This is a genomic window from Pseudomonas sp. AG1028 (assembly GCF_007993955.1).
Classification (GTDB): Bacteria; Pseudomonadota; Gammaproteobacteria; order Pseudomonadales; family Pseudomonadaceae; genus Aquipseudomonas; species Aquipseudomonas straminea.
The window spans coordinates 206,623-227,232 of sequence record NZ_VIVP01000004.1 but is presented as its reverse complement, the minus strand read 5'-3'; the positions used below and the strand labels follow the sequence as shown (position 1 = coordinate 227,232).

Genomic DNA, 20,610 nt, shown 5'->3' with positions numbered 1-20,610 from the left:
TATGGGGCGGCGATCGTCGTGCCGGTCTATTGCATTCATCGGCGCCTTTTTGCTCTGAACCTGCCTGTATTGATTCCCCGTCTAGCTGTTGGTTATCAGCCATGACCGAATCAGCTTGCTAAAATGTTATGTTGTAACAATAATGGCCGCGCTTTCGCGCAGGTCGTTGCGTTGCCCTGGCTGAACGAGCCGGCGCCGCAAAACACTGCAGGCGGACTACTTATTGGTTAAGATGCCGCCGCCGGTTTCCGCGAGGAATTAATAGGGAATCCGTCGCCACCTCGGGTGGCCAAACGGAACTGCCCCCGCAACTGTAGGTACAGAGCAGCGCTGCAATCGTGTCACTGGAGTCATTTCCGGGAAGGCCGCATCGCTGTGCAGACGTACCAGTCAGGAGACCTGCCGGCATGGGGCTGACCTCGCTTTCGGGCGGGCAGGCGCCAGTCATCGAACCACCGGCGGGGTGTCCGGGAGGGGCATCCGTGATCACTTCCCGCAAGGGACAGGTGCGGCCATGGCCGCGCAGCGTGATGTGTTCTCCAGCCTACGCACTGCCGTCATGCGTATTTGTCGATTAGGAGATCACCCGCATGTTCGTGTCACGCCTTGCCGTCATTGGCGCCGCCCTGGCGCTGTCTTCCATGGCCCATGCCGCCGGCCCGACCCAGTACCCGCTCACCCTGGAAAACTGCGGCCAGCAACTGACGTTCGCGAAAAGCCCCGGCAACGCCGTGACCATCGGCCAGGCGGGCACCGAAATCCTTTACGCCCTGGGCCTGGGAGAACGCCTGGCCGGCACCTCGCTATGGTTCAGCCACGTGCTGCCCGAATTCGAAGCGCAGAATGCCAAGGTGCCGCGCCTGGCCGACAACGATCCGAGCTTCGAGTCGGTGATCAACAAGCGCCCAGGCCTGGTTGCGGTGCAGTTCGAGTGGATGGTGGGCGAGCAGGGCGTGGTGGGTACGCGCAAGCAGTTTCACGACCTGAACATTCCCACCTACATCATGCCGACCGACTGCGAAGGCAAGGACAACCTGGTTGGCGCCGACGGTACCCGCCTGCAGCCGTTCCAGATCGACAGCCTGTACAAGAGCATCAATCAGCTGGCGCAGATCTTCGACGTGCAGGACAAGGGCGACGCCCTGGTCGCCGACCTGCGCAAGCGCCTGGCCGCGGCAGTGGCTGGTGCCGAGCAGCGCCAGGCCAGGGATATTTCCGCGCTGTTCTGGTTCTCCAGCCCGGACATGGATCTGGATCCGTACGTGGCCGGTCAGAAAGGCGTAGCCGACTACATGATGAAGTCCCTGGGTCTGCGCAACGTGGTCGAGTCCAACGAGGAATGGCCGAGCGTCGGCTGGGAAACCCTGGCCAAGGCCAACCCCACGGTGCTGGTGCTGGCGCGCATGGACCGTCGCCGTTTTCCCGCCGACGACGTGGAGAAGAAGCTCGAGTTCCTGCGCAACGACCCGGTCGCCAAGCACATGGATGCGGTCAAGAACGGGCGCGTCGTGATCATCGATGCCGATGGCATGCAGGCTTCGCTGCGTATGATCACCGGCATCGAGACCCTCGCCAAGGCCGTTGACGAATTCCAATGATAGCGCGCAGTTCTCGCCTGTTCCTGCTGACCATCGCCTGCCTGCTGCTCCTGGGTGTGGCGGTGATCGCCGGCGTCGCCTTGGGCGAAACCCGCATTGCGCCCTCGGTGGTGTTTCAGGTGCTGTCCAACAAACTGTTCGCGGCGGGCTTCGTGCTCGACCCGATCGATGAAGGCATCGTCTGGAATTACCGCCTGACCCGCGCCCTGGTCGCCGCCAGCTGCGGCGCCGGGCTGGCGGTGTCCGGGGTGGTGCTGCAGGCGCTGCTGCGCAATCCGCTGGCCGATCCTTACCTGCTGGGCATTTCCGCCGGTGCCTCGACCGGCGCGGTGTCCGTCGCCTTGCTCGGCTTGGGCGCCGGCATGCTGTCGCTGTCCATGGGCGCCTTTCTCGGCGCGGTCGCCGCCTTCGCCCTGGTCGCGCTGCTGGCCCGTGCAGCCGGTGGCGGGGCGATCAGCGGCAGTGCGCAGATCATTCTGGCCGGTATCGCCGGTTCCCAGCTGTTCAACGCGCTGACCTCGTTTCTGATCACCAAGTCGGCCAGCGCCGAGCAGGCGCGCGGCATCATGTTCTGGCTGCTCGGCAACCTGAGCGGGGTCGACTGGCAGGATGTGCTGTTGGCCGTGCCGATGGCTCTGGCCGGGGTGCTGCTGGTCGCCTGGCACACGCGGGCGCTGGATGCCTTCACCTTTGGCGCCGAGTCGGCGGCATCGCTCGGCGTGCCGGTGCGCCGCGTGCAGGCCACGCTTATCGCCAGCACTGCATTGGTCACGGCAGTGATGGTGTCGATCGTCGGCTCCATCGGCTTCGTCGGTCTGGTGATTCCCCATGCCGCGCGGCTGCTGGTCGGCGCGCGGCATGGCCGGCTGGTGCCGGTCTCGGCGCTGATCGGTGCGGTGTTCCTGATTGCCGCCGACGTGCTGTCGCGCATCGCAATCAAGGGCCAGGTGCTGCCCATCGGCGTGGTCACCGCGCTGGTCGGCGCGCCGGCGTTCGCGGTGATTCTGGTGCGCGGGAGGCGGGTACGATGAGCACCGTGTTGCAGTGCAGCGACCTTGGCTGGTCGGTGAAGGGCAGGGCAATCGTGGCTGGCGTCGACCTGGAAATACGTCAGGGTGAAACCCTGGGGCTGATCGGCCCCAACGGCTCGGGCAAGTCGACCCTGCTCAAGCTGCTTTCCGGCATTCGTACGCCAGGCAGTGGCCAGGTGCACCTCAATGGCAAGCCGCTGGCAAGCCTGAGTCGCCGCGACGTGGCCCGGCAACTGGCCTTCGTCGAACAGCAGGCCGATACCAGCGACGCGGTGACGGTGCGCGATGCCGTCGAGCTGGGACGCACGCCCTGGTTATCGGCGCTGCAGCCGTGGTCCGCCAGTGACGAGCGCATCGTCATGCAGGCTCTGGCCGACGTGGACATGGCCCACATGCACGAGCATGCCTGGAGCACCCTGTCCGGCGGCGAGCGCCAGCGTGTGCATATCGCCCGAGCGCTGGCCCAGCAGCCGCAGATCCTGCTGCTCGACGAGCCGACCAACCATCTGGACATTCAGCACCAACTGTCGATTCTCAACCTGGTGCGGGCGCTGCCGGTCACCACGCTGATCGCCCTGCATGACCTCAACCAGGCTCTGGAATGCGACCGCCTAGGCGTCATGGAACGTGGCCGACTGGTGGCACTGGGCGAACCAGACGAGGTGCTGACCACCGAACGCCTGCGTGACACTTTTGGCGTGCGTGCCCGCTACCTGACCGACCCGGACGACGGCGCTCGCATCCTGCGCTTCTATCCGGCCTGACACGGACGACTGCCATGCCCATTCGCTACGCCGCCGCTTTGCTGGCCACCCTGCTCTGCACTACGGCTCTGGCCGAGGTGCACGAAGTGAAGATGCTCAACCGTGGCGCCGGCGGTGCCATGGTCTACGAGCCGGATTATCTGGCCATCGCGCCGGGCGACACAGTGAAGTTCATTGCCACTCAGCCAAGCCACAATGCCGCCAGCGTGCTTGGTTTTCTGCCCGATGGCGCCGAGCCGTTCAAGGGCAGGATCAACGAAGAAATCGAGGTGAAGTTCGACGTGCCGGGCTTCTATGGCATCCAGTGCATTCCGCACCTGGCGATGGGCATGGTGATGCTGATTCAGGTCGGCGAGTTGCCGGTTGGCGATGTGCAGATTCCTACATCCTTGCCTGCGCGTGCCAGGCAGCATTTCGAGCAGATTGTCGAGCGGGCGAGTTCGGCGTACTAATTATTTCGAGAGTGTCGTGTCCTGATGCGCCGTGTTCTGACCACCCTGAGCTCACTATCTCCTGCTGCTCGCGTACTGATCCTCAACGGGCTGACGTTCAATTTTGGCTTCTACATGCTGATGCCCTATCTGGCCGGGCACCTGAGCGAGAACCTCGGGCTGGCCGGCTGGGCCGTGGGCCTGGTGCTGGGCATTCGGGTGTTCAGCCAGCAGGGGTTGTTTCTGCTCGGTGGCCTGCTGGGTGACCGGATTGGCTACCGGCGCGCCATTCTGATCGGCTGCGGTGTGCGTTGCGTTGGTTTCGCGGTATTCGGCTTCTCCGAAAGCCTCACGGTGTTGCTGCTGGCCGCCTGCCTGAGCGGTTTCGCCGGGGCGTTGTTCACGCCCTGTGCGCAGGCTTACCTGGCGGACGAGTGCCAGGATGCCCAGCTGCGCAAGCAGGCGTTCGCCCTGCACAACATGGCCAGTACCGCCGGCATGCTGCTGGGGCCGCTGGCAGGCCTGTTGTTCATCAGCGTCGATTTTTCGGTGACCGGCAGCATAGCGGCAGCGCTTTTTGCGGTGATGACCCTGGTGCAATGGCGCTTCCTACCGCTCAAGGATCTGGTATCGGGCGAAGAGCCGGTGACCATGCTGCGCCAGTGTCTGGACATGCTCCAGCAGTGGCCCTTTCTGCGCTTCGCCTTGCTGGCGGCCGCCTATCCCTTGCTGTTTCACCCGTTGTACCTGGCTGTGCCGGCCTACAGCCACGCCTATGGCGGCGGCCAGGAGTGGATCACCCAGGTGTTCGTGATCACCGCACTGGTCGGCGTGTTGCTGCAAATGCCAGTCAGCACCCTGCGCCAGCGTTGGCTGAGCGAAGGGCAGGGGATGGGCGCTGGTCTGGCGCTGATGGCAGCCAGCTACGGCCTGTTGGCCGAGCCGCTGGTCAGCCTGCTAGGCGCGCAGTTAGCGGTGCAGGTGATGGCCGTGGTGTTCAGCCTTGGCAGCCTGCTGGTGTTGCCGCTGCTGTCGGCCCATGTGCCCCATTACGCCAAGCGTGGCCAACTGGCTGCCTATTACGGCTTCTTCGCTGGGGTAGGCGGTCTGGTCGCGCTGGTCAGCAACGTACTGATCGGCCGCTTTCTGCCGGCCGACCAGGCGCCGCCGCAACTCTTGTGGTGGATGTTGCTGGGTATCGGCCTGGCCGCCGCATTCAGTCTCTTTTTGCATATGCGTTCAATCAAGGAGTAATCGTGAACAGATCATCTCTGGGGCTTCTGGCATTGACGGCATGCTGCGTGTCTCCACCAGCGTTCGCCGCCGACGAGCAAGTCAAGAGCAACGGTTTCATCGGCGACGCCACCTGGAGCATGGTCAACCGTACCGTGTACGAGAATCGCGATTATCGAAATGGTGGGCGCAGCAACGGTGCACGTAACGCTTACAAGCCGCGCGATGCGCGTAACGGTTACGCCGAGGAGTGGGGCTATGGAATGCAGGGCGAGGTGAAGTCCGGGTTTACCCAGGGCGTCGTCGGTTTCGGACTCGATGGTCACCTATATGTTGCGCAGAAGCTCGATGGTGGCGGTGGGCGTGCCGGAAAGATGCGCCATATGCCGGTGGACAATGAGGGTTACGACCAGAATGAGGTTGCTCGCGGCGGTGCTGCAGTCAAGGCGCGGTTGTCATCGACCTGGTTGCGCTACGGCGAGCAGCGGGTCAAGACGCCGATCTTTTCTTCGTCCGACAGCCGCCTGTTGCCGGAAACCCATACCGGCTGGTTCCTCGATAGCCGCGAGATCGATGATCTGGTGCTGACCGGTGGGCACTTCACCGGCTCGGCGGATCGCAATTCGCGCAGCAATAACAATCCTTTGATCATCAACTACGCAAATCCCAGCAAGCCATTGGGTAATTCGTTCAGTTTCGTGGGCGGCACCTACACAGGCGTGCCGGCGTTATCACTGAGCCTCTATGGCGGCGAATTGGAAGACAGTTGGCGTACGGGCTATCTGGGCGTCAACTACGTCCATGCGCTGGGTGACAAGCGAGCGCTGAGCGCCGATCTCAATCTATACCGCAGCAACGACATCGGCCAGGCACTGGCGGGGCGCGTCTCCAACACCACTGGCAGCTTGTTGCTCAGCTATAGCGAGGGTTTTCATAAGATCGCGCTGGGCTATCAGAAAGTCGATGGCGACAGCCCCTTCGATTACGTAACGCGCGGCGCCATCTGGTTGGGCAACGCTGTCCAGTTATCCGACTTCAACGCACCCAATGAACAATCCTGGCAACTGGCTTATACCTATGACATGGCCGGTATGGGCATTCCCGGGCTCAGCGCTGGAGCCGCCTATGTACGTGGCAGCGGCATCGATGGCAGCGATGTGGACCCGAACGGCAGCTACGCCTGGTTGGGTTACGGCGACGGCGGCAAGCACTGGGAGCGCGACCTCAACCTGCGCTACGTGGTGCAGTCCGGCACCTTCAAGGGCCTCAATGTGCAGCTTCGGCAGAGCGTGCACCGTGGCAATACTGCCCAGGCCGAGGGGGATACGGATCAACTACGCCTGGCGGTCGAATACCCACTGACTGGCCGATTCTGAACGAGCCGCCAGGCTTTTCGCCTGCTATGCGAAGGAATAACTCCATGCCACGCCTGTTCGCCGCCGTACTATTATGCTGCCTGACCCTATCGGCACAGGCTGCCTTTACGCTGCCAGGTGACGCCATGCGCTGTACCCGCAGCGCAACGCTGCTCAACTGCTCGGATCGTTTCGGCAATCACTACGGCATGCGCCAGCAGGGCAGCGATACGCTGATGCGCGGCTTCGACGTGATCAGCGGGCTGAGCTGGGCGCAGACCAGCACCACCTATGGTCACTTGCAGATCTTCACCGGGGTAAGTGCCGACGGCGAGGTGTGGTTCGGTTCCAGCCGGCGCATCGGCTGGAACGTGGTCAGTCGGCTGTCCAGCTCCCAAGGCGAGCGCGACCGGGTCAACTGCAACCGCCTGAACGGTTGCCGCTGACTCGAGGGTCATCAGCTGAAACGCGGCAGGCGCTGGTCCTGATCGTCTGCATCGTGCTCGGCCTGGTGCGGCACACCTGCAACTTTAAGCATCGGCATGCGCTCGCCGACCAGGCGCAGGTCGCGGCGCGGCAGGGCGAAGCGCACATCCAGCTCGCGTAGCGCGTCGAGCAGCTGCAGGTTGATCTCCTGCTGAATGTCCATGTACTGGTTGTAGTCCGAACTCTGCACGATATACACCACCTCGAAGGTCAGCTGACTCTCGTCGAAGCCCAGAAAATGCGCGCGGTCGAAGGTGGTTTTCGGCGTGGCGCGGATGATCTCGCCGACCCGTTCCGACACCTGGCGCACCTTGTCGCTCGGCGTGTCGTAGCTGATGCCGAACTTGAACACGATGCGCCGGGTGTCCATGCGCTTGTAGTTGTGCACGATCTGGCGCAGCAGGTCGGCGTTGGCGCAGACCACCTGCTCGCCGCTGAGGCTGCGGATGCGCGTGGTCTTCAGGCCGATATGCTCGATGCTGCCGGCCACCTCGCCGAACACCACGAAGTCGCCGATCTCGAAGGGCTTGTCTACACCAATGGACAGCGAGGCGAATACATCACCCAGCACCGTCTGCACCGCCAGCGCCACGGCGATACCGCCGACGCCGAGACTGGCCACCAGCGCAGTGATGTCCACACCCAGATTGGCGAGAATCGACAGCAGCATCACCGACCACACGACGATCAGCACCATGATGCTGATGATGGTGGTCATCACCGGGTTATAGCCGCTGCCGCCATGTTTGCCGACCACCAGGCTGCGTGACCACAGGCGCACGCCGGTATCCACCCACAGAGCGATCTGCAGGGCCAGGGCGACGAACCAGGTGTGGCTCAGTGCAGCCTGCCAGCTACCGGGCAGATCCGGCAAACGCAGGGCGAGCAGCAGCGAGAATGCGAGGAGCAGAACGCGACTGGTACGGCCGATCACCACCGCGACGAAGTGTTGCCAGTTGCCGTCCTGGCCTTTGGACCAGGTGGTCAGGCGCTTGTGCAGGATGCCGACCACGGCGCGCAGGATGGTATAGATCACTGTGGTGGCGACCAATACGATGCCCACGCCGAGCCACAGATCGCGCTCGAGCCAGATGTTCCACTGTGCCATTGATGCGTCCCCCGAAAAAACCAATACAGTTTTCTGTAGGCCTCAGGACGCAGAAGTTCAGGTCAATGGCCTGATGGAAAGGGCAGGTTGGTCGCTTGCGTGCGGCAGCCTGTCGCACGCCGGCAAGTTATTGGCCGGCCGCTGAGCTAATGTATGCGGGTGATCTGAAGGCGCGCGCTGCCATGACGATGTGTGCGACCGGGCAGTGATCACAGGCCTCTGTCGCCGCAATCGATGCGGCGTGGGTAACCCTGATGCGGGCACCAAGCCTGTCCGCCTGGAGAATGACGTGACCTTCTATAGCCTTGATCTGCTGCTGATTCTGTTCGTGGTTACGCTGTTGTTCACTGCCTTGCCGATCATCCTCATGCGCAGCTTCTAGGCTTTGTACGAAAAGTACCTGCGCTCGGTGTTGCTTCGTTAAAAATCGGCTGGAGTGCCAGCCCAGTCGGAAGCCGCTTGCGGCTAACGTGCTTTAGCGCGGCCCGAAGGGCGAGCGAAGCGAGTACTGCTCATTTGCAGCTCGTAAACTCGAATGCGAGCCCAGTCCGTTTCTCACCGATTTTTGCCTCGCCTGACCTTCGCTCGGAGACCTTTCGTACGGACCCTAGCGCGCCTGTCGCAGTCGCTCAGGCGGCGACAGCCTGGCCTAATAGCTCACGAAAGCTTTCGGGCTGCACGTCGCGAATCAGCAGCAGGGCGCCGATGGTGCGCGCGGGTGTCTTGGGTAGCGCGTGGGAAGGGATGGCGATGGGCAGTTGCGCCTGCCAGGTGCGGATCAACTCGACGGGGTCGCCACCTTCCAGCAGCTCATCGAGATAGACCTCCACCCCCATCTGCGACGCCAGTTCGGCCGATTGGCGCACCAGTACTTCGGCCATCTCGTGTTGCTCGATTTGAGACGCCGCTTCGAAGCGTGCCAGCCAGTCACTGATCTGCTTGCGACATTGTGCCGAAGGGCTGCGCAGATGCTGGAACACGAAGTAGATCGCGCCGACCATGGCAAGTGTTGTGGCAGTGAAGATCAGTTCCATCCTGGCTCCGGCACATCAAGGCGTTCAGCCTCGGCGGGCTGCATGGCGGCGAAACTAACCGAACAGTCAGGCGCGCTCAAGCAATTTAATGGCGAGTGGCCATCTTTGTGAGCTGGCAATTGAATGGCGGCGATAATTTGTCGCCAGAGGAGCGCAATGGGCGGCCCAAAGGCCGCCCGGTTAGCCTCAGACCTTGAGTACCAGCTTGCCGAAGTTCTCGCCCTTGAACAGCTTGAGCAGAGTTTCCGGGAAGGTTTCCAGGCCTTCGACGATATGCTCTTTGGACTTGATCTTGCCTTCGGCCAGCCAGCCGCCGATTTCCGCCGCCGCGCTGGCGAAATTGGCGGCGTGATCCATGACCACGAAGCCTTCCATGCGTGCACGGTTGACCAGCAGCGACAGGTAGTTGGCCGGACCCTTGACCGCATCCTTGTTGTTGTACTGGCTGATCGCACCGCAGATGACGATACGTGCCTTGGGCGCCAGGCGGCCCAGCACGGCGTCGAGGGTCTCGCCACCGACGTTGTCGAAGTACACGTCTACGCCCTTGGGACACTCGCGCTTGAGTGCTTCGGAGAGGTCTTCGCTCTTGTAGTCGATAGCCCCATCGAAGCCCAGCTCGTCAGTGAGGTAGGCGCATTTCTCCTTGCCGCCGGCGATGCCGATGACGCGGCAGCCCTTGAGCTTGGCGATCTGCCCGGCGATGCTGCCCACCGCGCCGGCCGCACCGGACAGCACCACGGTGTCGCCGGCTTTAGGCGCGCCGACATCCAGCAGCGCGAAGTAGGCGGTCATGCCGGTCATACCCAGCGCCGACAGGTAAACCGGCAGCGGCGCGCGCTTGGGGTCGACCTTGTAGAAACCGCGGGGCTCACCGAGGAAATAATCCTGCACGCCGAGGGCGCCGTTGACGTGATCACCAACTTTGTAATCCGGATGGTTGGAGGCGACGACTTCACCCACGCCCAGGGCGCGCATTACCTCGCCCAGGCCTACCGGGGCGATGTAGGACTTGCCCTCGTTCATCCAGCCGCGCATGGCCGGGTCCAGCGACAGGTAGAGGTTCTTGACCAGAATCTGTCCATTGGCCGGTTCGCCGACCGGTTTTTCCACGTAATCGAAGGTGTCGCGGCTGACCATGCCGCTGGGGCGTTTGGCGAGCAGGAACTGACGGTTGAGCTGAGTGGACATGGAGAGCCTCCGTTGAAATAAGCTGTGGTGATAATCCTCATGCCTGCGATGGACAAGCATGTCGCAGTGGCCGAATGTTTGCCGATCCATTGAACTGATGGGGTCATCGCCCGCCAGCAAGGCGTCGATAGCCCGCTACAGTGTGGATCACGATCACGGAAGTCTGACCACATCGAGGTAGCGATGACTGCAAGTCCTTTGCTGAGTGTGTTTCTCCCCCTGGCGCTGGGCATCATCATGCTTGGGTTGGGCCTGTCGCTGACCCTGGCGGATTTCACCCACGTGGTGAAGTACCCCAAGCCGGTGCTGGTCGGCCTGTTCTGCCAGCTGTTGCTTTTGCCGGTGGCCTGCTTCTTCATGGTTCAGGCGTTCGGCCTGGCGCCGGCTCTGGCGGTGGGCATGATGCTGCTGGCAGCCTCGCCCGGCGGCACCTCCGCCAATCTCTACAGCCACCTGGCCCACGGCGACGTGGCGCTGAACATCACTCTCACGGCGGTGAATTCGGTGGTTGCGGTGCTGACCATGCCTTTTATCGTCAACCTGTCGCTGGCCTATTTCATGGAGGGCGATCAGGCCATTCCCTTGCAGTTCGCCAAGGTGGTGCAGGTGTTCGCCATCGTGCTGGGGCCGGTGGCCATCGGCATGTTCCTGCGCAGTCGCTTCCCCGGTTTCGCGATGCGCATGGAAAACCCGGTGAAGATCGTCTCGGCGCTGTTTCTGCTGCTGATCATCTTGCTGGCGCTGGTCAAGGACTGGCAGACGGTGCTCGACTACGCGCCGGTAGTCGGCGCAGCGGCCCTGGCCTTCAACCTGCTGAGCCTGGCGGTCGGCTATTTCGTGCCGCGCTTGCTCAAGCTGAGCCTGCGCCAGGCCATCGCCATCGGTATGGAAATCGGCATCCACAACGGCACCCTGGCCATCGCCCTGGCGCTCAGCCCGGTGCTGCTCAACAACAGCACCATGGCGATTCCGGCGGCGCTTTACAGCATCATCATGTTCTTTACCGCCGCAGCCTTCGGCTGGTGGGTGAATGCGGCGCATGGCAAGCAATTGAAGGCCGAGGGCCAGTCTCCCGCCTGATTTCGCAGCGTTGTTGAAATCGCCTGCGGCACTTCAGTTGCCGTCTGTAACGATGCCTGAAAAGCTGCGCGTTACCGGCCCGGTGAGAAAGACCGGGCCGATGCCATCCCACTGAACCGTCACGATACCCCCATCGCATTCGACCTCGACGGTGCTGTCCAGCAGGCCGCGCCTGATTCCATTGACTGCCGCTGCGCACGAGCAGGAGCCTGAACCGAGGGGAACACCGCCACCGCGCTCCCAGATGCGCAACCGGATATGCCGGCGGTTGATGACCTGGACGAAGCGGACGTTGGTCTTGCGGGGGAACAAGGGGTGAGTTTCGATCACCGTCCCTTGGGCTGCAACATCGAGGTGGGCCAGATCATCGACGAAATAGGTGCAATGCGGATTGCCCATGCTGCAGGCCGCGGGTTTACCCGCGAGTGACAGGGCGAGCGTGTCCTGCGCCTCTGCCAGGGGGACGTCCGCCCACCCAAGCAGTGGTTCGCCCATGTCCACGGTAATGGCACCGCTGCTGGTCCGTTCGCAGGTCAGCAAGCCGCGCCCGGTTCGAACGGTCACCTGAGTGGCATTCGACTCGTTCATCAGCAGGTCGGCCGCCCCGCGCGTCGCGCTGCCGCAGGCGTTGAGTACGCTGCCGTCAGCGTTCCAGAACAGCAGGTGTGCATCGGCGTCATCGCATGCGAGCAGCACTGCCAACTGATTGAAGCCAATTCCGTGGTTTCGGTCAGCGAGGTATCGAACCAGATCGCTCGTCACGGGGTTGTGCTTGTCTCTCGAGTCGACCAGTAGGAAGTCGTCCCCGTTGGCGTGCATTTTGTGAAAGCGCAATTCAGGTACGTTTCCCGCCATTGAGCAGCACTAGCGTCAGCAACCCGGCGACGATACCCCAGAACGCCGAGCCGACGCCGAACAGCGTCATGCCCGACGCGGTGACCAGAAAGGTGATCAGCGCCGCTTCGCGTTCCCTTGGCTCGCCCATGGCCTGGGTCAGGCCGCCGATGATCGAAGCGAACAGCGCCAGCGCCGCCACCGAAAGAATCAGCGCCTTCGGCAGGGCGGCGAACAGGGCGGCGAGGGTGGCGCCGAATAGCCCGGCGATCCCGTAGAAAATCCCGCACCAGACCGCGGCGGTGTAACGTTTGCGCGGATCTTCGTGGGCTTCCGGGCCGGCGCAGATCGCCGCGCTGATGGCCGCCATGTGGATGCCGTGGGAGCCGAAGGGCGCCATCAGGATCGATACCAGGCTGGTGGTGTTGAGCAGCGGCGAGGCCGGTACGTCGTAGCCGTTGGCGCGCAGTACGGCCATGCCCGGCAGGTTCTGCGAGGCCATGGCGACGATGAACAGCGGAATGCCAATGCTGATCGCCGCGGCGATGGAGAAGCTCGGCGTGGTCCACTCAGGGGTCGCCAGTTGCAGCTCGAACTGGGAAAAGTTCAGCAGCCCCAGCGCGCCGGCCAGCACGCAGCCGACCACCAGCGCACCGAGCACGGCGTAACGCGGCTGCAGGCGCTTGCCCAGCAGGTAGGTGAACAGCATGGCGATCACCAGCAGCGGTTGTTGCTCGGCGGCCACGCAGATTTCCAGGGCGATCTTGAACAGCACGCCGGCCAGCAGCGCCGCAGCGATGGAACCAGGGATGCGGCGCATGATGCGGTCGAAACTGCCGGTCAGGCCGCAGACCAGAATCAGTGCCGAGCAAACGATGTAGGCGCCGATCGCTTCACTGTACGGCACGCCGGGCAGGCTGGTGATCAGCAGCGCCGCTCCAGGCGTCGACCAGGCGACCATCACCGGGGCGCGGTAGCGCAGTGACAGGCCGATGCAGGTCACCGCCATGCCGATCGACAGCGCCCAGATCCACGAGGAAATCTGCCCGCTGCTCAGCCCGGCTGCCTGGCCTGCCTGGAACATCAGCACTAGGGAGCTGGTATAGCCAGTGAGCATGCCGATGAAGCCGGCCACCACGGCAGCGGTGGAGGTATCGGCCAGCGGGCGCAGGCGCGGTTGGCTGCTCTCGAGCATTACAGCACTCCTTTGAGGTCGGCGAGAATCGGGTACAGCGAGATCACCAGCAGCACGGCCATGCCGACATTGAAGACGCGCAGCACCGTGGCATTGCGCAGCCAGTTGCGCAGCAGGCTGCCAGCCACCGTCCACAGGCCTACGCAGGGTCCGCCGACCACGGCGAAGAGCGCGGCGATCAGCAGCACGTTGATCAGGAAATTCTCTTGCGGGGTGTAGGTGGCGATGGCGCCGATGGCCATGACCCACGCCTTGGGATTGACCCACTGGAACGCCGCAGCCTGCAGAAGCGTGAAGGGCTTGCCGCGTTCGCCACCGGTGCTGTCCGGCGCGCCGGAGCGGGCGATTTTCCAGGCCAGGTAAAGCAGGTAGGCGGCGCCCAGGTAACGGAGCAAGGTGTACAGCACCGGAAGCTGCTCGAACAGCTGACCCAGGCCCAGTCCCACGCAGATGATCAGCACCATGAAGCCAAGGCTGATGCCCAGCATGTGCGGCAGGCTGCGGCGCAACCCGAAGTTCACCCCGGAGGCGAGCAGCATCATGTTGTTGGGGCCAGGCGTGATCGAGGTGACGAAAGCGAAGGCGACGAAGGCGAGTAGCAGTTCCGTTGTCATTACAGGTTCTCCTGATTGAGCGACGACGATAAGGGCATTGGCCCAGCTCGTCGCCGTACAGCCCTCGCGATAAATAACCGTACAGTTGCGCTCACATCACTCGGCGGCGTGACCTGTACCGCTGAGCGCCTTGTTCACTGCCAACCACCCATCCACTGCGTGTTTGCCGCTTTCGTCGAAGGCGCGCTGCAGCAGCTTGACCTGCTCGCGGCGTAGCGCACGCTCCAGCTTGGCACCCTCGGCGGTGAGGCCGAGCAGGCGTTTGCGCTTGTCGTCCTCGGCGGTGACGCTCTGGGTCAGGTGCATTTCCATCAGCTGGCGCAGCGGGATGCTCAGCGCCTGTTTGCTCACCCCCAGGTAACCGAGTAGCTCGCTGACACTCAGCCCCGGATGTCGGGCGATGAAGAACAGGATGCGCTGATGCACCCGCGACAGGCCGCGGCGGGCGAGCATTTCGTCGGCCTTGGCGGTGAACGCTTGGTAGCCGAAGAAGAAGGCTTCCATCGCGGTTTGCTGATCGGCTGAATTTTTAAGGTCAATCATGTTGACGTATATATCTCGGGCGTCGTACTTTCGGTCAAGCAGTTTGACCTAGTTTCCATGAATTATCATCTGGTGACCCCATGGCCTTCTCCGAACGCATCACCCGCCTGAAAAGCTCCCTGATTCGCGAAATCCTCGCAGCCGCCCAGCGCCCGGAAGTGATGTCGTTCGCCGGCGGCCTGCCGGCCGAGGAAATGCTGCCGGTGCTCGACTGGTCGCAGATGCCCACCAGCATGGGGCAATACGGAATGAGCGAAGGTGAGCCGGCACTGCGCGAAGCCATCGCTGCCGAGGCCCGCTTGCTGGGCGTGCCCTGCGAGGCCAGCCAGGTGCTGATTGTCAGTGGCTCGCAGCAAACCCTGGACCTGGCCAGCAAGCTGTTCATCGATCCGGGCACCAAGGTGCTGCTCGAAGCGCCAACCTATCTGGCGGCCCTGCAGGCGTTTCAGCTGTTCGGCGCCGACTGCGTGGCCGTACCCCAGGAGGCCGACGGCCCGCAGCTGCAAGCGCTCGAAGCGCAGCTGGAGCGCCAGCGCCCGGCGTTCGCCTACCTGATTCCAACCTTCCAGAATCCCAGTGCCGTGCGCTACAGCGAAGCCAAGCGCGACGCCGTGGCAGCTCTGCTGGATCGCTACCAGGTCACGCTGATCGAAGATGAGCCGTACCGTGAGCTGGTGTTCGATGCTGGTAGTGCCACGCCCATCGTCAGCCGCCTGCGCAAGGCCAGCTGGATCTACACCGGCACGGTTTCCAAGACGCTGCTGCCCGGGTTGCGTGTCGGTTACCTGATCGCGACGCCGGACCTGTTCCCCCATCTGCTGCGCCTCAAGCAATCGGCGGACCTGCACACCAACCGCGTCGGCCAATGGCAGGCGCTGCAATGGCTGGGCACCGAGCAATACCGCGAGCATCTGGCCGAGTTGCGAGATTTTTATCGCCTGCGCCGTGATGCGATGCAGACGGCGCTCGTCGAACACTTCAGTGAGCTGGCCGAGTGGCAGGTTCCCCAGGGTGGCCTGTTCTTCTGGTTGAAGCTCAAGCAGCCCCAGGACACGCGCCTGCTGCTCGATGCGGCGCTGGCGCAGAACGTGGCGTTCATGCCGGGTGAGCCGTTCTTCATCGACCCGGATCGCGAGCCCGGCTACCTGCGGTTGAACTTCAGCCATGTGGCACCGGAACGCCTGGGTGAAGGGCTACGCCGGTTGGCTGGCGTGGTGCGTCAGGGAATGGCCGCGGACGCGGCGTGATTATCGGCAAAGGGGGGATGAACATGTACAAGGTGTATGGCGATTACCGTTCGGGCAACTGCTACAAGGTCAAGCTGATGCTCAGCCTGCTGGGCAAGCCGTTCGAGTGGGTGCCTATCGATATTCTCAATGGCGATACCCAGCGGCCCGAGTTCCTGGCCAAGAACCCCAACGGCAAGATTCCGGTGCTCGAACTGGAAGACGGCACCTGTCTGTGGGAGTCCAACGCCATCCTCAACTTCCTGGCCGATGGCAGCGAATTCCTCGAGACCGAGCCACGCCTGCGTACCCAGGTGCTGCAGTGGCAGTTCTTCGAGCAGTACAGCCATGAGCCCTATGTGGCGGTGGCGCGGTTCATTCAGCTGTATCAGGGCATGCCCGTCGAGCGCCAAGAGGAATACAAGGTCTGCCAGGTTCGCGGCCACAAGGCGCTGCGGGTGATGGAGCGACAGCTGCAGCAGACGCCGTATCTGGTTGGCGATCGCTACACCATCGCCGACATCGCCCTGTACGCCTACACCCATGTGGCTCACGAGGGCGGCTTCGACCTTAGTGCTTATCCGGCCATCAATGCCTGGCTGGATCGCATCGCCAGCCACCCGAAACACGTGACCATGCTGGGCTGATAGCAGCGTCCGGTCTTGTAGCCTGGCGTAGAGCGCAGCGAAATCCAGGGATCGGTTTTCGCTGCTTACACATGCCGATAGCGAAACCGCTCCCCGCACATCGCTTCGCTCAGTGACGGGCTACAGACGCGAACTACTTTCGCAACAGCCGCAACCCGTTGAACACCACCAGCAGGCTCACGCCGACATCGGCGAACACCGCCATCCACATGGTGGCGTGGCCGGTGACGGTCATGGCCAGGAAGACTGCCTTGATGCCCAGGGCCAGCAGGATGTTCTGCTTGAGGATCGCCGCGGTCTGCTGAGAAAGGCGGATGAACGCCGGGATCTTGCGCAGGTCATCGTCCATGATCGCCACGTCGGCGGTTTCGATGGCCGTGTCGGTGCCGATCGCGGCCATGGCGAAACCGACATCGGCGCGGGCCAGGGCCGGGGCGTCGTTGATGCCGTCGCCGACCATGGCCACCACGCCTTTCTGTGCGAGCAGGGTTTCGACGGTTGCCAGTTTGTCGGTGGGCAGCAGGTCGCCGCGGGCCTCGTCGATGCCAACCTGGGCGGCGATGGCCTGGGCAGTGTGCTGGTTGTCGCCGGTGAGCATGACGGTCTTGACGCCCATGGCGTGGAGGCTGGCGATGGCCTCGCGGCTGCTGTCCTTCAAGGTGTCGGCGACGGCGAACAGGGCGAGGGGGCGGGCTTCGTCGCTGAGTACGATCACCGTCTTGCCCTGGCGCTCGAGTTCATCGAGCCGGGTTTCGAGCGCCGCCGAACACAGGCCCAGCTCCTCGAGCAGGCGATGGTTGCCCAACTGGTAGCGCTGGCCATCGATCATGCCCCGCACGCCGCGCCCGGCCAGGGCTTCGAATGCCTGCACCTCGAGCAGTTCGATACCCTGTTGCCGGGCTGCGTTGGCCACCGCCAGGGAAACCGGGTGGTCGGAGCGGGCAGTCAGGCTGGCGGCGAGCGTGTGGTAACCGGCGGCATCCTCGCCCAGCGCCTGGTAGTCGGTCTGTACCGGCTTGCCGTGGGTGAGGGTGCCGGTCTTGTCCAGCGCCAGGTGCGTGATGTGCCGTCCGTTTTCCAGATACACGCCGCCCTTGACCAGAATGCCCTTGCGCGCCGCTGCTGCGAGGCCGCTGACGATGCTGACCGGCGTGGAAATCACCAGCGCACAGGGGCAGGCGACGACCAGTAGAACCAGAGCGCGATATACCCAATCGAACCAGCTGCCACCTAGCAAAAATGGCGGCACCACGGCCACCGCCAGGGAGAGCAGGAACACCAGCGGCGTGTAGATGCGCGCGAAACGGTCGACGAAGCGCTGCGTCGGTGCGCGTGCGCCCTGGGCCTCCTCGACGGCCTTGATGATGCGTGACAGGGCGCTGTTGCTGGCCGCCGCGCTGACCTGGTATTCCAGTGCACCGCCCTGGTTGATGGTGCCGGCGAACAGGGTATCGCCCACGGTTTTCTCGATGGGCAGGCTTTCCCCGGTGATTGGCGACTGGTCCACCGTCGAATGCCCGTCGAGCACCTGGCCGTCCAGGCCGATGCGCTCACCGGGGCGCACCCGTACCACGCTGCCGATGGCCACCTGGGCGACGTCGAGCGCCTGCCAGCTGCCGTCGGCCTGGCGCACCGTCGCCTGTTCCGGGGTCAGGGCCAGCAGGCCGCGAATCGCGTTGCGCGCGCGATCCAGGGATTTCGCCTCGATCCGCTCGGCGATGGCGAACAGCACCATGACCATGGCCGCCTCGGGCCACTGCCCGATCAGCACGGCGCCGGTCACGGCGATGCTCATCAGCGCATTGATGTTCAGGTTGAAATTCTTCAGGGCGATCCAGCCCTTCCTGTAGACGTCGAGCCCAGCTGTGAGGATGGCGCCCAGGGCGATCAGTGCGACCACCCAATCCGGCGCGCTGTCGGTGAAGTGCACCAGTTCGGCGATGAAGGCGGCCACGCCGGCACCTATCAGCCGCCACGGCAAGCCGCTGGCCACAGGCTCGGCGGGCGCGGCCTGACCTTCGCCTTCGAGTTGCGGGGTGAAGCCGAGCTCGCGGATCGCCAGCAGGGCGGGCTCCAGGGCGTCCGGGCGGTGGCGAATGGTCAGCACCCGCTGCATGAGGTTGAACTGCAGCGCCTCGATGCCGGGCTGGCGGGCCAGCTTGTCGCTGATCAGGCGTTCCTCGGTCGGGCAGTCCATCTGCTCGATACGCACGCGGGTCTCGGCGGCCAGGGGGAGCGCCTGCATGCCCAGGCTGGCGATCGCCGCGATCACCTGCGGCGCGGCGCCGGCCTGATGTTCGACGACAAGGCTGCGGTTGAGCAGATTGAACTGCAGGCCGTGCACCTCGGACATGGGCTGCAGCTTGCCGCGAATCAGGCTCTCCTCGGTCGGGCAGCACATCTGTTCGATACGCAGGGCACTGCTTTCAGGGGAAGGATCCGCCTGGCTGCCGGCTGGCTCGCTGATTCCCGCGACCAACAGGCTGCCCGGCGTGCAGCAGGACGGCGTCGTATCGCTCGCGCAACAGGTCGCCTGAGGGCGTGCAGGTTTCGGGGCATGGTCATGATCACAGCAATTCGACATGGGGGCTCTCCCAACTATCCTGTTGCAGAGTGAACACCCTGTAGCCACTATAGGGTCAAGCACTGGGAGAAGGTGATCATGAAAATTGGTGAATTGGCGACGGTGACTGGCTGCCAGGTGGAAACCATCCGCTATTACGAGCGTGAAGGATTGCTGCCCGCACCCCAGCGTAGCGAAGGCAATTACCGCCTTTACCTGCCGGAGCACGTCGAGCGGCTGACCTTCATCCGCAATTGCCGCACCCTGGACATGACGCTCGACGAGATTCGCGAGCTGCTCAGCCTGCGCGGCCATCCGGCAGAAAACTGCGAAGCCATCAACACGCTGATCGACGAGCATATCGAGCATGTCAACGCGCGAATCGCCAGCCTGCAGTCGCTGCAGGAGCAACTGGTCGAGCTGCGCAACAGTTGCCTGGCGGATCAGCAATCATCGCCGTGCGAGATCATCCGGCAACTCAGTACAAGCGATACGCTGCACGCCGAGAAGGATGTTTCTCATGTCGGCCGGGCGCATCGGCATTAGCAGGCTGTTGAAAAACTTGCCTCGCCTACGTTTTTCAACGACCTGTTAGTCGCGCGGCTGCAAGTTGGGCATAATCGGCCTCTGTCTGTCGTTGCCTGTCCGGTATCCGATGTCTTGCCGTCCGCTTCGCATCCTGCTGCTCTGCCTGCTGGCGCTGGCCTTGCCCGCTCAGGGCATCGCCGCGGTCGGCATGCAGGCGGACATGGCGCTTTCGATCGGCGGGCACGGTCATGCCATGCATTTCTCGGGTGATACGCATTCGTGCGAGGCGGACTGTGCTCACCATCAGCAGCCCGCCAAGCAGAAGGCGCCCGGGCACGCGGCCTGCAGCCTTTGCGTGTTCTGCGTCGGCGTGGTCGCCTTGAGCCCTGACGTGCTCTCGGCCACGTGGTTGCCGCTGGATCGACCGCAGGCTGCCTGGCATCAACATTTCCTCGAGCACATTGCCGACACCCCGGATCGGCCCCCTCGCGCACTCATCGGCTGAATCATTTCTGCGAAACGACACCTGGCGGCAATAACGCCCGTCAGGTGGCCCGCGTGCTGTCGTGCACGCCGATGACGAGTCAACGAGGCAAACAAGATGCGTAAAACCACAACCCTTATCAGCAGCCTGGCGCTTGCCGCGCTGCTCCAGGCGCCAGTGCTCGACGCTGCCGAGCATGAGCATGCTGGCGGCCATGGTGCCGGCCACGCTACCCAAGACGCCGAACAGAAGCCCTGGGGAGTTCCTGCAGATGCTGCCAAGGCCACGCGCACGGTGCATATCCGCATGAACGACCAGATGCGTTTCGTGCCGGATCGGCTGGAGGTCAAGGCCGGTGAGACGGTGCGGCTGGTGCTGCACAACGATGGGCAACTGCTGCACGAGTTCGTGCTGGGCGACAAGGCGCAACTGGACGAGCACGCTGGCATGATGTTGCAGCAGCCGAACATGGCGCATACCGGCATGGACATGCTGCACGTGCAGCCGGGTGAGGAGGGCGAGGTGACCTGGACGTTCGACCGGACGGGCACCTTCGACTTCGGCTGCCTGATTGCCGGGCATTACCAGGCCGGCATGGTCGGCAAGGTTACGGTAACGCAGTAAGAGCAAGGCGCAGCCGGCGGTTTGCGGCTGCGCCTTTGCGG

Annotated in this window: 21 protein-coding genes and 1 riboswitch; of the genes, 13 read left to right on the top strand and 8 right to left on the bottom strand. The window is 63.4% G+C overall.

Features of this window, described 5'->3' with window-relative positions:
* Positions 1-225: 225 nt before the first annotated feature.
* Positions 226-422, top strand: a riboswitch (cobalamin riboswitch).
* A 168-nt stretch (positions 423-590) separates the two neighbouring features.
* Genes FB481_RS08275 through FB481_RS08245 form a run of 7 tightly spaced genes read left to right on the top strand, consistent with a single transcriptional unit; the run spans position 591 to position 6,858 of the window.
* On the top strand, positions 591-1,598 hold the full coding sequence (locus FB481_RS08275; protein WP_147175915.1) for an ABC transporter substrate-binding protein: 1,008 nt from the start codon (positions 591-593) through the stop codon (positions 1,596-1,598).
* Positions 1,595-2,629, top strand: coding sequence for an iron ABC transporter permease (locus FB481_RS08270; RefSeq protein ID WP_147175913.1), 1,035 nt, complete (start codon positions 1,595-1,597; stop codon positions 2,627-2,629). The genes FB481_RS08275 and FB481_RS08270 overlap by 4 nt, the downstream gene beginning before the upstream one ends.
* On the top strand, positions 2,626-3,393 hold the full coding sequence (locus FB481_RS08265; RefSeq protein WP_147175911.1) for an ABC transporter ATP-binding protein: 768 nt from the start codon (positions 2,626-2,628) through the stop codon (positions 3,391-3,393). The genes FB481_RS08270 and FB481_RS08265 overlap by 4 nt, the downstream gene beginning before the upstream one ends.
* Before the next feature lie 14 nt (positions 3,394-3,407).
* Positions 3,408-3,845 carry a pseudoazurin gene (locus FB481_RS08260; RefSeq protein ID WP_147175909.1) on the top strand — a complete coding sequence of 146 codons (438 nt, stop codon included), beginning with the start codon at positions 3,408-3,410 and terminating at the stop codon, positions 3,843-3,845.
* A gap of 24 nt (positions 3,846-3,869) precedes the next feature.
* The gene (locus FB481_RS08255; RefSeq protein ID WP_147175907.1) at positions 3,870-5,078 is read left to right on the top strand and encodes an MFS transporter; all 1,209 of its coding nucleotides are present in this window, start codon (positions 3,870-3,872) and stop codon (positions 5,076-5,078) included.
* Positions 5,079-5,080: 2 nt separating this feature from the next.
* Positions 5,081-6,433 (top strand): OprD family porin, encoded by a 1,353-nt coding sequence (locus tag FB481_RS08250; protein WP_147175905.1) that lies wholly within the window; start codon positions 5,081-5,083, stop codon positions 6,431-6,433.
* A 44-nt stretch (positions 6,434-6,477) separates the two neighbouring features.
* A complete protein-coding gene (locus FB481_RS08245; RefSeq protein ID WP_147175903.1) occupies positions 6,478-6,858 on the top strand; it encodes a hypothetical protein in 381 nt (126 codons plus the stop codon).
* 11 nt (positions 6,859-6,869) lie between these two features.
* Here FB481_RS08245 and FB481_RS08240 read toward each other — a convergent pair whose 3' ends face one another.
* The 3 genes from FB481_RS08240 to FB481_RS08230 form a co-directional block, all read right to left on the bottom strand.
* Positions 6,870-8,006: a mechanosensitive ion channel family protein gene (locus FB481_RS08240; RefSeq protein WP_147175901.1), complete on the bottom strand. Its 1,137-nt coding sequence runs from the start codon at positions 8,004-8,006 to the stop codon at positions 6,870-6,872.
* A 629-nt stretch (positions 8,007-8,635) separates the two neighbouring features.
* Positions 8,636-9,040, bottom strand: coding sequence for a hypothetical protein (locus tag FB481_RS08235; RefSeq protein ID WP_147175899.1), 405 nt, complete (start codon positions 9,038-9,040; stop codon positions 8,636-8,638).
* Positions 9,041-9,226: 186 nt separating this feature from the next.
* Complete coding sequence (locus FB481_RS08230; RefSeq protein ID WP_147175897.1) at positions 9,227-10,231, bottom strand: NADP-dependent oxidoreductase; 1,005 nt, start codon at positions 10,229-10,231, stop codon at positions 9,227-9,229.
* 183 nt (positions 10,232-10,414) lie between these two features.
* On the opposite strand from FB481_RS08230, the gene FB481_RS08225 reads away from it, so the two are divergent.
* Entirely contained in the window at positions 10,415-11,311 is an 897-nt protein-coding gene (locus tag FB481_RS08225) for a bile acid:sodium symporter family protein (protein WP_093505012.1), read from the top strand.
* Positions 11,312-11,344: 33 nt separating this feature from the next.
* Here FB481_RS08225 and dapF read toward each other — a convergent pair whose 3' ends face one another.
* From dapF to FB481_RS08205, 4 genes are all read right to left on the bottom strand, one after another.
* Entirely contained in the window at positions 11,345-12,166 is an 822-nt protein-coding gene (dapF, locus tag FB481_RS08220) for a diaminopimelate epimerase (RefSeq protein WP_147175895.1), read from the bottom strand.
* Positions 12,147-13,340 (bottom strand): benzoate/H(+) symporter BenE family transporter, encoded by a 1,194-nt coding sequence (locus FB481_RS08215; RefSeq protein WP_093505008.1) that lies wholly within the window; start codon positions 13,338-13,340, stop codon positions 12,147-12,149. The genes dapF and FB481_RS08215 overlap by 20 nt, the downstream gene beginning before the upstream one ends.
* The gene (locus FB481_RS08210) at positions 13,340-13,954 is read right to left on the bottom strand and encodes a LysE family translocator (protein ID WP_093505006.1); all 615 of its coding nucleotides are present in this window, start codon (positions 13,952-13,954) and stop codon (positions 13,340-13,342) included. Before FB481_RS08210 ends, FB481_RS08215 begins: the two co-directional genes overlap by 1 nt.
* A gap of 96 nt (positions 13,955-14,050) precedes the next feature.
* Complete coding sequence (locus FB481_RS08205; RefSeq protein WP_093505004.1) at positions 14,051-14,497, bottom strand: MarR family winged helix-turn-helix transcriptional regulator; 447 nt, start codon at positions 14,495-14,497, stop codon at positions 14,051-14,053.
* 80 nt (positions 14,498-14,577) lie between these two features.
* Here FB481_RS08205 and FB481_RS08200 point away from each other — a divergent pair, with 80 nt between their 5' ends.
* Both FB481_RS08200 and FB481_RS08195 read left to right on the top strand, forming a co-directional pair.
* The gene (locus FB481_RS08200) at positions 14,578-15,744 is read left to right on the top strand and encodes a PLP-dependent aminotransferase family protein (protein WP_147175893.1); all 1,167 of its coding nucleotides are present in this window, start codon (positions 14,578-14,580) and stop codon (positions 15,742-15,744) included.
* Positions 15,745-15,767: 23 nt separating this feature from the next.
* Positions 15,768-16,370 carry a glutathione S-transferase family protein gene (locus FB481_RS08195; RefSeq protein WP_147175891.1) on the top strand — a complete coding sequence of 201 codons (603 nt, stop codon included), beginning with the start codon at positions 15,768-15,770 and terminating at the stop codon, positions 16,368-16,370.
* 133 nt (positions 16,371-16,503) lie between these two features.
* Here FB481_RS08195 and FB481_RS08190 read toward each other — a convergent pair whose 3' ends face one another.
* Positions 16,504-18,615: a heavy metal translocating P-type ATPase gene (locus FB481_RS08190; RefSeq protein ID WP_256662722.1), complete on the bottom strand. Its 2,112-nt coding sequence runs from the start codon at positions 18,613-18,615 to the stop codon at positions 16,504-16,506.
* A 417-nt stretch (positions 18,616-19,032) separates the two neighbouring features.
* Between FB481_RS08190 and cadR the strand changes: the two genes are divergently transcribed.
* The 3 genes from cadR (at position 19,033) to FB481_RS08175 (ending at position 20,569) form a co-directional block, all read left to right on the top strand.
* Positions 19,033-19,479 carry a Cd(II)/Pb(II)-responsive transcriptional regulator gene (cadR, locus tag FB481_RS08185; RefSeq protein WP_147175888.1) on the top strand — a complete coding sequence of 149 codons (447 nt, stop codon included), beginning with the start codon at positions 19,033-19,035 and terminating at the stop codon, positions 19,477-19,479.
* 109 nt (positions 19,480-19,588) lie between these two features.
* On the top strand, positions 19,589-19,966 hold the full coding sequence (locus tag FB481_RS08180) for a hypothetical protein (protein WP_147175886.1): 378 nt from the start codon (positions 19,589-19,591) through the stop codon (positions 19,964-19,966).
* 96 nt (positions 19,967-20,062) lie between these two features.
* Complete coding sequence (locus FB481_RS08175) at positions 20,063-20,569, top strand: plastocyanin/azurin family copper-binding protein (RefSeq protein WP_147175884.1); 507 nt, start codon at positions 20,063-20,065, stop codon at positions 20,567-20,569.
* Positions 20,570-20,610: the final 41 nt, after the last annotated feature.